At 42.1% G+C, this 13,109-nt stretch carries 16 protein-coding genes; 3 read left to right on the top strand and 13 right to left on the bottom strand.

Annotation, left to right across the window (positions count from 1 at the left end; genetic code table 11):
- The 3 genes from PI95_RS37685 to PI95_RS32365 all read right to left on the bottom strand — a co-directional run.
- Positions 1-58 (bottom strand): transposase-like zinc-binding domain-containing protein (locus PI95_RS37685; protein ID WP_444881584.1); only part of this gene is annotated, 58 nt, incomplete at its 3' end.
- Positions 59-84: 26 nt separating this feature from the next.
- Positions 85-519: a type II toxin-antitoxin system VapC family toxin gene (locus PI95_RS32370; protein ID WP_039752258.1), complete on the bottom strand. Its 435-nt coding sequence runs from the start codon at positions 517-519 to the stop codon at positions 85-87.
- Between the two features lie 39 nt (positions 520-558).
- Positions 559-852: a hypothetical protein gene (locus PI95_RS32365; protein ID WP_052325711.1), complete on the bottom strand. Its 294-nt coding sequence runs from the start codon at positions 850-852 to the stop codon at positions 559-561.
- Positions 853-917: 65 nt separating this feature from the next.
- On the opposite strand from PI95_RS32365, the gene PI95_RS32360 reads away from it, so the two are divergent.
- Both PI95_RS32360 and PI95_RS32355 read left to right on the top strand, forming a co-directional pair.
- Positions 918-1,904, top strand: coding sequence for a hypothetical protein (locus PI95_RS32360; protein WP_039752257.1), 987 nt, complete (start codon positions 918-920; stop codon positions 1,902-1,904).
- Positions 1,905-2,019: 115 nt separating this feature from the next.
- Positions 2,020-2,772: a hypothetical protein gene (locus PI95_RS32355; RefSeq protein ID WP_039752256.1), complete on the top strand. Its 753-nt coding sequence runs from the start codon at positions 2,020-2,022 to the stop codon at positions 2,770-2,772.
- A 48-nt stretch (positions 2,773-2,820) separates the two neighbouring features.
- Here the strand turns inward: PI95_RS32355 and PI95_RS32350 are convergent, their stop codons facing one another.
- Positions 2,821-3,651 carry a M56 family metallopeptidase gene (locus tag PI95_RS32350; RefSeq protein ID WP_039752253.1) on the bottom strand — a complete coding sequence of 277 codons (831 nt, stop codon included), beginning with the start codon at positions 3,649-3,651 and terminating at the stop codon, positions 2,821-2,823.
- On the bottom strand, positions 3,651-4,070 hold the full coding sequence (locus PI95_RS32345; RefSeq protein WP_039752252.1) for a BlaI/MecI/CopY family transcriptional regulator: 420 nt from the start codon (positions 4,068-4,070) through the stop codon (positions 3,651-3,653). Before PI95_RS32345 ends, PI95_RS32350 begins: the two co-directional genes overlap by 1 nt.
- A gap of 349 nt (positions 4,071-4,419) precedes the next feature.
- Here PI95_RS32345 and PI95_RS32340 point away from each other — a divergent pair, with 349 nt between their 5' ends.
- The gene (locus PI95_RS32340) at positions 4,420-5,151 is read left to right on the top strand and encodes a 2-phosphosulfolactate phosphatase family protein (protein WP_039752251.1); all 732 of its coding nucleotides are present in this window, start codon (positions 4,420-4,422) and stop codon (positions 5,149-5,151) included.
- A gap of 342 nt (positions 5,152-5,493) precedes the next feature.
- Here the strand turns inward: PI95_RS32340 and PI95_RS32335 are convergent, their stop codons facing one another.
- From PI95_RS32335 to PI95_RS32300, 8 genes are all read right to left on the bottom strand, one after another.
- Positions 5,494-7,266: a M61 family metallopeptidase gene (locus PI95_RS32335; protein ID WP_039752250.1), complete on the bottom strand. Its 1,773-nt coding sequence runs from the start codon at positions 7,264-7,266 to the stop codon at positions 5,494-5,496.
- Between the two features lie 267 nt (positions 7,267-7,533).
- Positions 7,534-8,217 carry a Crp/Fnr family transcriptional regulator gene (locus PI95_RS32330; protein ID WP_039752248.1) on the bottom strand — a complete coding sequence of 228 codons (684 nt, stop codon included), beginning with the start codon at positions 8,215-8,217 and terminating at the stop codon, positions 7,534-7,536.
- A 218-nt stretch (positions 8,218-8,435) separates the two neighbouring features.
- The gene (locus PI95_RS32325; RefSeq protein ID WP_039752247.1) at positions 8,436-9,656 is read right to left on the bottom strand and encodes a GspE/PulE/PilB domain-containing protein; all 1,221 of its coding nucleotides are present in this window, start codon (positions 9,654-9,656) and stop codon (positions 8,436-8,438) included.
- Between the two features lie 224 nt (positions 9,657-9,880).
- Entirely contained in the window at positions 9,881-11,068 is a 1,188-nt protein-coding gene (locus PI95_RS32320) for a HetZ-related protein 2 (RefSeq protein WP_039752244.1), read from the bottom strand.
- 561 nt (positions 11,069-11,629) lie between these two features.
- Positions 11,630-11,818 carry a hypothetical protein gene (locus tag PI95_RS32315; protein ID WP_039752243.1) on the bottom strand — a complete coding sequence of 63 codons (189 nt, stop codon included), beginning with the start codon at positions 11,816-11,818 and terminating at the stop codon, positions 11,630-11,632.
- Entirely contained in the window at positions 11,808-12,116 is a 309-nt protein-coding gene (locus PI95_RS32310; protein ID WP_039752242.1) for a hypothetical protein, read from the bottom strand. Before PI95_RS32310 ends, PI95_RS32315 begins: the two co-directional genes overlap by 11 nt.
- Positions 12,117-12,120: 4 nt before the next feature.
- On the bottom strand, positions 12,121-12,669 hold the full coding sequence (locus PI95_RS32305) for a hypothetical protein (RefSeq protein ID WP_039752241.1): 549 nt from the start codon (positions 12,667-12,669) through the stop codon (positions 12,121-12,123).
- Positions 12,669-12,980 carry a hypothetical protein gene (locus tag PI95_RS32300; RefSeq protein ID WP_163519391.1) on the bottom strand — a complete coding sequence of 104 codons (312 nt, stop codon included), beginning with the start codon at positions 12,978-12,980 and terminating at the stop codon, positions 12,669-12,671. Before PI95_RS32300 ends, PI95_RS32305 begins: the two co-directional genes overlap by 1 nt.
- Positions 12,981-13,109: the final 129 nt, after the last annotated feature.

The raw sequence follows: 13,109 nt of genomic DNA, 5'->3' as shown, positions 1-13,109 counted from the left end.
TACTTGCCTTTTTACCATTCTTACGAATATGAGTTGATTCACACCTTGGACATTGCATAACGATCGCTTGAATTCATACTTCAATTATGCAACGCCCACTAAATGTATCCACGGCAACGAAGCTTGCACTGAGTTATACAACCGCCTATCTGCCGTCCAGAACTCACATCCTAATCTTTGAGCTAAAGCTAAATAGTGAGAATCGTAGGTTGCTGAGAGTCTCAGACTTCTCGCTAGAGTAAAGGCTTCTCGGTGTAATTCTGCATCACCATAAAGTGTAATATTTAGATTCAAAGCTGCATTTAGTGATTGCTCTGCCTGTTCGGGTAATAATTGTCCTGCTAGGGATAATCGATGGAAGGCGTTGCTGACCTCATAGTAAATCAATGCTGGTGCGACTGGTGTATATGCTGCATTTTGCCATTGATCCCACAAATAAATAAAAGGGACTGCTATAGTACCGCCACTGAGCAAGCCAACTACAAAATTAGCATCAACACAAACTAGCCTTGATGTCATCTAACTTTCACAAAATTATTTTTTCATAATTAATTCAGTTTATACGTTTGCTTGTCTTTCTCTTGCAGACTTTGTTCCAACGAATAACTCAGGAAAGCAAGCACTCATTTGCTCATCGCGTTCTTCGCGCAATTGGTGGATAATTTCATCTACTGGTGGGCAAAATGGTTTTTCCTGACGATAAGTATTGATTTCTTCTCCTAGTTTCACGATTTGTTTGCGGAGAGTCTGCCAGTCTTCTTGTTTTTTCATTTTCTCTTGGAGCAGCGCTCTTTCTTCTTGAGAGAGAGACTGGATAACTTGGAATAAAGAATTTACAAGATTTATGTTCATGGCTTGAGTGTGCAGAGTAGTTATATTGAATATTTTATAACCGTTGTTTTTGTAAAAGCCTTTATATGTCAGATATCTGGATTCCTGATAGCCCTTCTCAACTGCGATTTCTGCCCAAACCAACCGACTTTCTGAGAGGTTTGCTACCTTATGTCTTCAAAATCATCCTTAGCGAACCTTTGTTTCTTCCCACTAAAACTGGCAATGAAAAGCGGTATCAGAGATTGCTGGAAGTCCATCAACAAAATAAGCAACAAAGGAATCGAGCTTGGAATTTTATTGCACAACACAACTTACCACAATACATCTGGATGATAGGGGAGTTTCCAGATCCCCTCTTGCCTGTCATACCATCAGACAAAAACGAAGAAGATTTGATTCTTGGTTTTAAACACGCCTATCAAAGCATTCAAATATGGTTGTTCGACTTGACAGGATGCAAAGAACCAAGACCAATTTGGTGGAAGCCTACTCAAAATTATAAGCCTTGGGCAGAGCTATTCGTAGCTCAACTTCAACTGGCTACAGCAGTATACAATCATCACCAGCCATCTAACCTATTGCATCAGCTTTTCGCGTCACCCGAACATCTGTGGTTTTGGTGTCAGGTTGCTATATGCAGACGAAATTTGAGGGAAAGCGGACTGGGAAGTCCTTTACCTCATACGAAGGTTATAGGAAAACAAGATTTGATGGAACGGTGGAATAAAGCCAATCAGATGCGTAAAGACTTTGAAGAAACTCTGAGCAAAGGCATCGTATATCCCAACAAAGTTGATTGGTTTGAACACCTAGATTACTTTCTTGAGGGGGAAGCAATGCAAATTGCTGATGTCGAGGCTAGCTGGAATAAAAGGGGCGGCGCTTGGCTGGAATACAGGAAGGCTCAGGAACGAGGTAGAGACACAGTTCGCCATGAGAAAGAACTTCAGTTAGTTTCTCTATATCAATTTCCTGACGACACCGAAACTCGGATTCACCTAACAGGGCTACATCAAAAGCTGCCCAAACCACCCAAAAAAATAAAGAGAGGTTTTGATCCAAAACGGTAAGATCGGAAGTTCGTTAAGAAGTGTTAAGAATTAGAAAAATGAGATCCGCAGCAATGAAGCCCTGAATTCGGATGTTTTGATTAGGTCAAAGGCAGTTTAGTGGAGTCAAAACCTCATGCCAAAAACTAATCAAGAAAATAGATTCGACGAATCATCTATACCTTTTGCCCAAAAACCGGAAGAAGACAAACAGTTGGAGTTCTGTCTTCAGCGTCCCATTTGGGTGAATGGTCAGTGTTTCTATGAGGATGAGTTTGACGGAAAACTTCGTCCAGCTATAGGGACAGTGTTTAATGCAACCTGGTCTAAAAAGGGTACCGCAGCCCCAAGCCAAAGGCAGAATTTAGACAAGCGAGAATCAGAGTGGATTGTCCATAGAAACCGCACTGAAGGCGCATCTTTCCATAAACTGATGGAGCAGCACTTTAACAAAGAGCCTTTGTCGCATTACTGCGATCGCGTTAAGGCTTACCGACGTAGCGTACAACCAGTTTTAGAAAAAATCGGTGCGGTTCACCTTGTAGAAAAGGTTGTTCCTTGGAGGGGGATTTTGCCCTATGCAGCCAAGTTAGACTTTATGGGCGAATATGATGGCTCACTTCATGTCATTGAGTGGACATCAAGCACACAGGCTGTATCCGAATTGACATTTCTCGGTAACAAGCTAGAGCAAGTTACTGCCCAAGTAAAGGCAGTTAGAGATTTTTACAACTTAGAAATCAGTCACGCACTAATTATTGTTGCCCACCCCTACGGAGATGCGACTGTATTCACGCTTGAGCTAGAAGACTTGGCTAATTGCTGGAAAAATCAGTTATTATCGCGTCTCAAGCGCTTTTACGAGCAGCAAATGTTAATTGCTTCCTAATTGAGAAAAGAGGAAATGTAGAGACGAGAAATTTCGCGTCTCTACAAGTCAATTGTGAAATATCACAGTTACCAAAGGCAAAAACGCCAACAAAAAGCCATTCCAAAATTGGAAGTTAAGTTTTGGAGTCGGTTCTGGTTGTGCTAACAAAGCTTCTATTCTCTGTTCTAGGCGATCGCATCCTAATGCAGCACAGAAAATTTCTGAAGATACAGGAGTTGTACTCACTACCAACAACAGCGATTCTGCTAGCAATAACGGATCTACTCGCGATGCAGCGTAAGCATCTGCACGTAATTCGCGCAAAATTAACAGTTCTTGCCACAAAGCATCTGTATTTGGCAACCAAGCGGTGCAGCAACGCACCCAACCCAGCCAAAAAAACCAGAATGTATCTTTGTAATGGTAATGCCCTTGCTCGTGTGCGAAGACGGTTTCTAAATGCTCTGGTGAGAGATTTTCCAATAGTCCTTGGCTAATTACTAATTCCGATCGCCAAAAACCGATTTGACCGGCAAACAGCGCTTCGGTGTTGAGTAACCTAACTTGTTTACCCTCAAGATTAACTAAGGGACAGTTGCGGACAGATTTCACAGATTGCCAACCACCGAAGGCAAGTTTAATGCACAAAATGTCAAATATTGCAAGACAAATTAACGTTAAGACATAACTAAACCAGCCGGTGTACATCCCGCCCATATTGCCTTGAGGTCCCATGCACAAAACGGCGATCGCTGTCATAAAAATTAACAAGGGCGGAAAGACAAATAAAAATAGCGATCGCCTCCAGCGGACACTCCAACTACCTTGAAAGTTAGTTTGAGAGGATCTCAAGCACCAAGCGACTGTTAAAGCAGTCAAAATCATGATCAAATGCATTATTGTTCCTCCCTGGCTTGGCGTGCAGCTTGAATGCGTTTGGCGATCGCTTGTATTTGTTCGCTGGCAGCTTCATCTAAACTATCTGCAAAAGCTGCAATTACATCGGGATTACCCACCGCGAGAAATCGCTGTAACTGCTCGTGTGCTTTAATTACCTCAGCTTGCTGTTTGGTAATCAACGGACGCCAATAAAATGCTCGTCCTCTTTTGTCGCAGGTTAGCCAACCTTTATCGGTAAGGCGACGCAATACGGTTGTCACGGAAGTATAAGCTAATTCGCGGTTGGGGTCAGTAAGAATGCGATCGTGTACATCTTTAACTGTAACTGAACTCAGTTCCCAGATGATATGCAAAATTTCTGCTTCTAGAGGACCTAAAGACAGTTGTTTGGGGCGGTATTCAGGTAAAGGTGCCATGTCGATTTTGGATTTTAGATTTGGGATGCGTGGATTGGGAAAATGTGAAAAGATTCTTTCCCAGTAGATATTCGTTTTGGATGCGTGGATGGTGAGTGTCTTTATTTAGTACTGCATAATCGTACATCTGTGCTTATTCTCAGATTACACGTTCAGTTCCAATGCTGCGTTCAAATAGGAGAAATTGCCCATTGAAGACGGGCAAGATTTCAATCTTCTTTGATTCATGCATAGAGTATACTCAGGGTTGAGACATCAAGAACCCACTAGCATAAAGCTATTGTTTAGTGACAGCATCTGGGTAAGATATTATTTGCGGCAGTAGTATAGGACTAGGTGTATCCAGCACGTGAAGCTATTCGTTTACCACACTCCGGAATTGACTCCAGCGGATAAAGCGCCAGACTGCGCGATCGCAGTTGATGTATTGCGAGCAACCAGTACAATGGCGACTGTATTGGCAGCTGGAGGCGAAGCTATCCAAGTCTTCAGCGATTTAGAAAAACTTATGCATGTTAGCTCTTCTTGGCTCCCCGAAAAACGGTTGCGAGCTGGAGAACGCGGTGGTGGGAAAGTTCCTGGTTTTGAACTGGGTAACTCGCCTCTCGACTGCACACCAGAATTAGTGCATGGGCGACGCTTATTTATTAGTACCACGAATGGCACTCGCGCCTTACAACGAGTCCAAGATGCTGCAACTGTCATAACCGCAGCTTTTATCAATCGGGCTGCGGTGGTGCGATATCTCATAGAAAAGCAACCAGAAATAGTTTGGATTGTTGGTTCAGGTTGGGAAGGCAGTTTTTCTTTAGAGGATACAGCTTGTGCGGGGGCGATCGCTCACAGTGTTGTACAAGAAACCAACTTGCCTGTAGAGGAATTAGCTGGTAATGATGAAGTAGTTAGTGCGATCGCTCTTTATTCTCAATGGCAAGATAACTTATTAGGACTTTTTCACGCTTGCAGTCACGGTCAGCGATTGTTACGTCTTGATTGTTATGAAGACCTGAAATATTGCTCGCAAACCGATATTTTAGATGTTTTGCCCATGCAACGAGAACCAGGAGTGTTGAAAAGTTAAAAGGTAAAAGTGAAAAGGCAATAATAAAGAACCGCGTTGCTGAATTAAAATCTGAAATTCCTAATTTATCGTAGAGACGTTCCGTCGGAACGTCTCTACAACCAGGATTTTCAAAGTATAACCATCAATCAAAATTTTCAATTCATATTCTTACCTTTTGCCTTTTACCCTTCGCTCTTCGCCACTTGCTTACTGCTGTGGAAACCCGTCCACCCTTCGGCTTGGTGCAGTCCCCCATCTCCTGTCGGAGACGCTACGCGAACGACGGGAACCGCCTTGGCGCTAGCCTCTCCCTTCGGGAGAAGACGGGGGCTGCTTCACCGCAGTGGCTCACCTTATACCTTATAAAACTGACACGCCTAACCACCCTGTTAAGTTTTCTTGCTGTATTGGCGAAGGATTGGCAACAGGTTTTACTTGATACCGTGTGGGACGTGGTGAAGTCAAGGTTACAGGGTAGGTGCGAAGTTCATCTTGGTGGAAAACTGTAATTTGGATGGTGTCGTTGGGTTGATAATCTTTTAAGCGATCGCTTAACCCACTTGCTGTCACCTTCATTTTATCAATTGCCAACAACTCATCACCTGCATCAATTCCCGCTATTTGTGCAGGTGAACTAGCTTCGACAAACTTAATTATCTCTCTTCCGTTTTCAGCACTTGCTTTCACACCCAAATAAGGTTCTTCTTCGTTTTCTGCTATTAACTCCAAGCCAAAAGGTTGTAAATACTCGTTGAAAGGCAAATCTTCAGTATCATCAATGTAGCGCTTAAAGAAATCAGATAAATCCATTTCTGCTACAGACTCAATGACTGACTGCAACTGTTCGGGAGTAAAGCCGATTTCATATGAGCCAAATTGCTGCCACATTTTCAGCATGACATCATCAAAAGAGCGCTGATTGTTATGCTGGGAACGAATCAGCAAATCTAGCAACAAAGATACCATTTCCCCTTTTAAATAGTAGGAAATTTGAGAATTGCCGCTATTGGCATCTTGGCGATAAAGTTTAATCCAAGCATCAAAACTCGACTCCGAAAGGGGCTGCACTTGACGTCCAGGTGTTTTTTCGTACTTAGTAATTTCCTTGCTCAAGTTGCTTAAAAATGTTTGAGCATCGTAAATGCCCGCCCGCAAAGGAATCAGCAAATCATAATAACTCGTCGTTCCTTCAGAAAACCATAAAGACGGTGTATAATTTTCCTGGTCGTAATCAAAAACTTCCAGTGCTTTCGGGCGAATGCGCTTGACATTCCACAAGTGAAAAAACTCGTGTGCTACCAATTGCATAAAGCGATCGTATTTATCTTCAGCGCGAAATCCAAAGCGCTGGTAAATTAACGAGCAACAGTTTTTATGCTCCAAACCACCGTAAGCTTGAGAAAATAAATGTAGTATAAACAGATATCTTTCATAAGGCAAACCGCCAAACATTTGCGCTTCAACTTCGATAATTTTCGTGATATCAGAAATCATCCGTTGTGGTTGCAAATTACCTTGTCCCCAAATTGCCAGTTCGTGCGGTTTTCCCAATACCTCAAAGTGATATAACTGATGGCAACCAATTTCAAAGGGGTTGTCTACAAGCGTATCAAAATCGTTAGCTAGAAAAGTATTGGCTTGTTCATCTGCGGGTAATGCCGTAGTTACCTGCCATTCCGGGCGTGGTGGTATGATAGAAACGCGAATTAATTGCTTTTCCCAACCGGGGATTCTAAAAAACAGCGCAGCACCGTTAAAATAGCCGTGAGTAGCATCTAAATGATTTGTCCGCACTGATAGTTCATTCGCAAAAATGCGGTAACTCACGGTTAATTTTGAAACATTCTTTGTCTCTACTTGCCAGTGATTTTTACTGATTTTCCGCCAAGGTAAAGGTTCCGCGTCCGAAAAAGCGGCAAAATCCTGTAACTGTTTGGCGTATTCTCTCACCAAGTAAGAACCTGGAGTCCACACAGGTAGTTTTAAATCCAGAATTGGCAATGGGTAATTTGCTAAATGCAAAGTCACCTCAAACAAATGTGTTTCTGGTTGAGGCATTGCCACCTGATAATGAATTGTCGGCACGGCTTCTTGGATGCGGGTGTCGGTGCGAGGTGCTGTTGCGTGACTCATCTGTAGTTAGAAGTTAAGAGGTAGGAGCGAGGAATTTAGGGTTAAATTTAACTTATAACTCATAATTCATAACTCAGAACTCATAACTACTCACTTTCCTTTGCTTCGGGTGCGTTAGGGACATCCGTCCTAACACACCCTACTAGCGCGTCTACCTAATACCGTTTAAGTTTAATGTTGATACAAATTATATAGGCAAGGGCGGGGAGACCCCGCCCCTACGACCAATTCATATTTATCATGATTTTCGGCAAATGATATAACTAATTAAACTTTGCCAGCCAAATTTATCAATTGTTTGAAGTTAACGAGATAAACTACCTGATTAGCGTTGTCAATTTTGATCCAACCTTTTTCATCAAGCTTGGACATGATTTTGGTCGTTTCTTCCACACCAATTTCTGTAACTTCTGCTAAATCTTTGTAAGGAATATTAAAAATTTCCTTTCCATTTTCTGATTCTTGACCGTAACTTTCGCCCAAACTAACTAGAGTTTGAGCGAGTTTAACTGCTGGTGGTGAAGACCGCATTTGCAAACGTAAATTAACTTGCCGCAATCGTCGCACCATCAGTTGCAGCATTCTATGATGCAACTGCGGGTCTTTAAACAATATTTGAATAAAGCGCTCTCTGGAGATACTCAGTAATTTCACAGGCGAAAGAGCAACCACATCGGTTGAGCGGGGAGACTCATCCAAAATTGCCATTTCGCCAAAAAAATCACCTCGTCCTAAAATTGCCAAAGCAACAGAATCTTCGCTGCGCGTGCGTCGCACTTTGACCCAACCAGAAACCACGAAGTAAACCGCGTTCCCCCAAGCATCTTCCATTAAAACGGCTCGTCCTGCTGGGTATTCGTGGTCAATTGCAACGTTGAGCAGCCATTCCAAAGTTTGTGGATTGGCTGTACTCATTAGGGGGAAAGTTTCACTAAAAATCTCAGTCTGCATGAAATATCTGCAAAAAATGGATTTAAGAGCAGAAAATTAGATTTGTTACTATACGTTTTAAAAACCGTAATCTTTAGTATAATACGGTATCAAAATTTTCTTGATATTCAACCGCAACCTCTTCAGGCGATCGGTCTAGGGTTCCATTACAACACAATAAGTATCACAGCGGAATCAGCGGTTTTACTGACAGATTTTTATTTGTTGTTTATCGGTAGTCAAGCATCTGTGAGTATTTTGATTTGATTGTCTAAATCATCCAAGAGTCGATTCAGTGCCGTAAAAGCTTTCAATTGTCCGGGGTTGATGTTGCGATTCAAGACTAGCCGTTGTTGCAGTTCGTGCAATTTGTGACTGAGTTGTTGGGAAATTCCTATAGCATCGCGGCTAAGACGTGCTAACTGTTGTTGTTGATGGAATTTTAAGGCAGCTCCCCGGAGTACTTGTAGTGTGGCTTCTTCGCCGTACATTCCCGGCATCACTCGCAAGCGTAATAACAAACGGTTTTCTTGATATAAACATTCTTTCTCTACCTGTTTTGCTTCTGCAAGTGTAGTTACAGGTATGTTTGTTAGTCGCTTCAATTCATTAAGTACTCCTTGGAAAACGGAGAGGGGGAGTTTTTCTAAGACGGATTGCAAGACTCCATTATCACTCCAGAGTATTCTACCTTCGTATGGTTGTCTTTCCAAATACAAACGACCAATTCCCCCCGCGAGAACTCGACCTAGCAATTCTGCTAGTAATTTCTTGGGTTGTAGTGTTGCTAGCTGTTCAACAGGCAGTAATAAATCGGGAACTGGTATGAGTAATACAGGTAAATTCTCTGGCGATCGCTCTTCGGAAGTACTTTCCTGTGTCTTTTTGTCTGCGCTGGTAAAGAGGATGGTCGCTTTAGACAAGTTATCCAGGTCCAGCAGAGCAGGAGAATCTGCTTGTTGAAAAGAATTTTCGTCGGGTTTTGTCTGGGCAACAATAGATGTCTCTGGCTTTGATGCAAGCGAATCGGCAATGGTAGCTGCGCTATGTTCTTGAGCAAGGTTGGCTGCTGGCTGGGATGTATTTTTGTAGTTGAGGTAGGCTGAGAGTATGTTGCGGTGCGTGTCGGGGGCGATCGCTACTGTCACCATTGTGCAATTCATATAATACAAAATGTTACCAACGTAATCTAGCGCCGCAGTATCTTCTAGATTAACCATGCCCAGTAACAATTTGTTATCTTCTATGGTATATGGCAAAATTTGATGATATAAGCAAGCTTCAAAGGACAGGATACGCTCTATCAGCTCAAATATTTGCTGGCGATCGCGCAGCGACTCAGAAGGAGTATCGCGCAGCGACTCAGAAGGAGTATCGCGCAGTGACTCGCTTGGAGTATCGGTTAGCAGTTGATTACCAATTGCTTCGGTATCACTTGGTTTGCCCTGTGAAGACAACATAGGTTTGATTGCTTGATGTTTCCTTATATCGTATTCTGCCTCTAAATTATTTGGTAGTAAATAAACTTACTTTTTCCGGTGATAAAAGTTAAATTAACTACAAATATATAGAAAGTTTATTTGGGATTGTGGATTGGGGTGAATCCCAAATCCAACGGACAAAATTGATAGTCGTCGTGTTTTGTGTGTGGGACGCAAGGTGTCCTCAAAGCGCGAATATTTGGTTACTCCTGAGTTCTTAAATTTTGAGCCGCGAGATAGATTTTACTCCATTCGCCCATTACCTGATGGGTTTTGAGTTTTAAGTGTTGAGCGATTTCTTCAATGGATTTGCCTGCTTTTCGCAGTGACAATAGCTGCCGCTCAATTAAAGTCAATTTTGACTGTAATTGCTGCCATTGCTTTTGTGTTAATCCCAAATTGTGTTCGTCTAGGGAAATTTCTAGCCAGTTATCTACTAGTTCCGGTTTGCCTTTGACAGCAAAGACACGCACGGCATGGTAGCTAATTTTCTCGCGTAAACGGTAAATTTCCTTAATTGGCTTACTCATTTTTTTGGCAATTTCGTCTTGGGATTTGCCTTGCAGATACAGTCGCAACCACTGCACTGCGTCTTGCCCTAGATTTTCTTGGAGATAAGTTTCAAATTCTTGCAGTACTGCGTGACGCAGTACTTGCTGTTCTTCTAGTTGTTGTGCTTCAAGATATTCGGCGATCGCCTGATTATCGGCTAAGTTAACGCGGTTTTCGTTGTCGTCTGTGAGAATTTCTTCGGAAACTAGTCTAATTAAATCGCTACCGGGCACTTGGGTTAAACCACCACGCTGGGTACGACGCAAGTAATTTACGAAACGGTAAGCTAATAACGGTTGATTGCGTACTGGTCGCAGGCAATATTCTTCCATGCTGGCAAACAGCAAAGAATTCTGTAATCTGGAATCGGTTGTAAACTCCGCGATGCAAGCCATTTGCTGCTGCATGTAGTTATCGCTTTGCAGTAATTCTTGGAGTACTTCTTGCAATACGTCCACGACGCTGCGTTGGCGATCGCGACTCAGAGAAATCCAAGTTTGGATTTTATTGCGTAATGTCACTAAACTCCCTAGCCGAGTGATTAAATTGCGATAAGCACGCTCTCTTGCCATTCCCAAGTAGCGCTGGCATAAAATCCGATAGCGATATTCCATCGCTTGTTTGGCGATATCTAACTCTTTAGGATTAAGTAAGTCAAAGCGTTTTGAGTTACTTCCCAAAAGCCAAAAAATAATACTTTCTCTGTTTGCTTCGCTTTGTTCTGGACACTCTGCTGCCAAACGTTGCCGCCAATATAGCGTCAGTTTTTCTGCTTCTGAAGCCATAGCGAGATTGCGCTCCTCGAAACCCTGTTTTAAAGTTTGCATCACAACCCCCATTTATTCCACTCAAATTTTTAACTGGCAGTTGCCCCTGATTGAATGATGTCTTTGGTGGACATCGAGCGTGATTATTTACTCGAAGTTGCCATTTCGACTTCCTCTGTTATTTAGGTCTGGAATCACTCAAGTTATGCAGTATTTTCCGGATTGCTGTTTCTGCTTTTTGTTTGCTATCGCCGGAAATCAATGTCTTTTAGCTATTTTCCTCACTTGGTGAGAATTTTTAAGTTTTGTAAAGTTATATGTTTTCTAGAGAGAAAAGCGATTTATCAAAACTATATAAGCATATAGCTTTGAAGAAGGGGGGTTGGGCAAAGCTGACGAATGAAAAGCAGCTTTATAAGTGCAAATATGATTTACGTCAATTTAGACGCTGTTTGAACTAGATAAGTTTCTGGAGTTTCCTAGGAGCTTTTTTGTGACGTTAAATGTGCCGCCACGCGATCGCCAAGACTTTTAACATTATTCTGTTTACTCAATGCTCTAGAGGTAGCATAGCAATGGATTGAGCGTATTTCTACTTCGGGTGTGGAATATTTTGACGCCGGCTGTGAATTATTAGGAATCCCCACGCTTATTAGCCTCAGGCAGTAGTTGCGCCAAATACCCGCCGACACCAACTTTAGCCAAGTCTCCAAAGGTAGGGCGGAAGTTATGGTCTGCGATTGCAAGTACAAAGGCGCCAATCACTAAAATAATTACGATAAAAGAGCGAACACTCAATTTTGATAACATATCAGTTTTCATCAGCTTTTCGCTTGTACTTCTGTTCGGCTTTCATTTCTTTAAACTCTTCAAAAAGTCGATTAAATTTATGATCTATCTTCTCTTCTAAGCCATGCAAAAGATAATCAACGTGTTTGGTTCGCTCTTGATAAAGTGCTGCATGTATGGCAAAATCGCGTTCAGTTTCCGAAATTTGGTTAACAAGTAATTCTTTTAAAGCTTTGATATTATCATAAATTGCTTTTTCAACTTGAAAGACTCGGTAGGCAATACCGATCAACGCTGCAATTCCAAGAAAAATTTGGATAGAATCTTTCATTTCTTTATGAAGCTTTCAACCAGACAAGAGGAGAATTGGTTTCTGTAATATTTGTCAGCACAGCGGTGGAAGGAAAAGAACCATAAACAAAAGGTGCTCGATACCCGCTAAAATTTGTCAAAACGCCACTTGCGCCTAACATGTAGTTCAAATATAAAGTTGGGCTAGAAAGAGTTATACTACTAGGATTAAAAGCAATTGCAATTGCATACCAACCCGCAGTTAAAGTAATAGAACAAATAATTTCTTTTGCCCCAGGATTAATAAAAGAAATACTACCCAAATCCGCAACTAACGTTGAAGGCATCCCAGACACTACTTCGTAGACCCCAAAGCGCATATTTTCAGGACTACTAAAAGTACTATTTGAATAAATAGCTACTCTTGTAAAATTTTGCTGGTAGGGAACGTAAAAATATGTATAGTAAACGTACGCCGTAGAATACGAAAGTACCGAAACGCTAGCATGAATTGAAGATGCATAATACTTGCCCGAAACAAACCCCGGATGAGGTGGAATAATTAGAGGCGCATTATCATTAAACAAAGGCATTATGTAAACTCTCGCACTAACGCACTTCCATTAGCCGCATCCCAGATACCGCTAATCGCACCAGTGTAAGTAAAGGGAACCTCATAATATCCCCCAGCCCCAACCCTAGCAGTGAAAGCGGATGTGCTAACAGTTGCGCCCAATTCAACATATAAATTAGCAGTTGAATTATTCCAAATAGTTGTCCCTTTTCTCGCAGAGTTTGCAGCTAGAAGAGAAACCGAAGTAGTACTAGCAGCAACACTTGTAGGGGTTGCAGTGCCGCTCGTCGAAGGCGTAATGGTAACTGAAGCGGGATTATATAAAGGCATAATTTTTGTAAATTTACTCGAAGCCTTCTACAAAAGAAAGCTGTGTAATAACTGTGCTGATTGCAGAAACCTTGCCCGTGTAGAGGTTTAATGAGGTGATTTCATAACTCCCGCCATAACCCCTAATAA

This window comes from Hassallia byssoidea VB512170, from assembly GCF_000817785.2.
Lineage (GTDB): Bacteria > Cyanobacteriota > Cyanobacteriia > Cyanobacteriales > Nostocaceae > Hassallia > Hassallia carrinoi.
This window is presented reverse-complemented; position numbering and strand designations above follow the sequence as displayed.

What these genes read in the sequence shown, in the direction of transcription:
- PI95_RS32305 (WP_039752241.1), bottom strand. Translation starts at nt 12,669, where the DNA reads ATGCCTTTGTTTAATGATAATGCGCCTCTAATTATTCCACCTCATCCG.
- PI95_RS32315 (WP_039752243.1), bottom strand. Translation starts at nt 11,818, where the DNA reads ATGAAAACTGATATGTTATCAAAATTGAGTGTTCGCTCTTTTATCGTA.
- PI95_RS32300 (WP_163519391.1), bottom strand. Translation starts at nt 12,980, where the DNA reads ATGCCTTTATATAATCCCGCTTCAGTTACCATTACGCCTTCGACGAGC.
- PI95_RS32360 (WP_039752257.1), top strand. Translation starts at nt 918, where the DNA reads ATGTCAGATATCTGGATTCCTGATAGCCCTTCTCAACTGCGATTTCTG.
- PI95_RS32355 (WP_039752256.1), top strand. Translation starts at nt 2,020, where the DNA reads ATGCCAAAAACTAATCAAGAAAATAGATTCGACGAATCATCTATACCT.
- PI95_RS32325 (WP_039752247.1), bottom strand. Translation starts at nt 9,656, where the DNA reads ATGTTGTCTTCACAGGGCAAACCAAGTGATACCGAAGCAATTGGTAAT.
- PI95_RS32350 (WP_039752253.1), bottom strand. Translation starts at nt 3,651, where the DNA reads ATGCATTTGATCATGATTTTGACTGCTTTAACAGTCGCTTGGTGCTTG.
- PI95_RS32365 (WP_052325711.1), bottom strand. Translation starts at nt 852, where the DNA reads ATGAACATAAATCTTGTAAATTCTTTATTCCAAGTTATCCAGTCTCTC.
- PI95_RS32330 (WP_039752248.1), bottom strand. Translation starts at nt 8,217, where the DNA reads ATGCAGACTGAGATTTTTAGTGAAACTTTCCCCCTAATGAGTACAGCC.
- PI95_RS32370 (WP_039752258.1), bottom strand. Translation starts at nt 519, where the DNA reads ATGACATCAAGGCTAGTTTGTGTTGATGCTAATTTTGTAGTTGGCTTG.
- PI95_RS32345 (WP_039752252.1), bottom strand. Translation starts at nt 4,070, where the DNA reads ATGGCACCTTTACCTGAATACCGCCCCAAACAACTGTCTTTAGGTCCT.
- PI95_RS32310 (WP_039752242.1), bottom strand. Translation starts at nt 12,116, where the DNA reads ATGAAAGATTCTATCCAAATTTTTCTTGGAATTGCAGCGTTGATCGGT.
- PI95_RS32320 (WP_039752244.1), bottom strand. Translation starts at nt 11,068, where the DNA reads ATGGGGGTTGTGATGCAAACTTTAAAACAGGGTTTCGAGGAGCGCAAT.
- PI95_RS32335 (WP_039752250.1), bottom strand. Translation starts at nt 7,266, where the DNA reads ATGAGTCACGCAACAGCACCTCGCACCGACACCCGCATCCAAGAAGCC.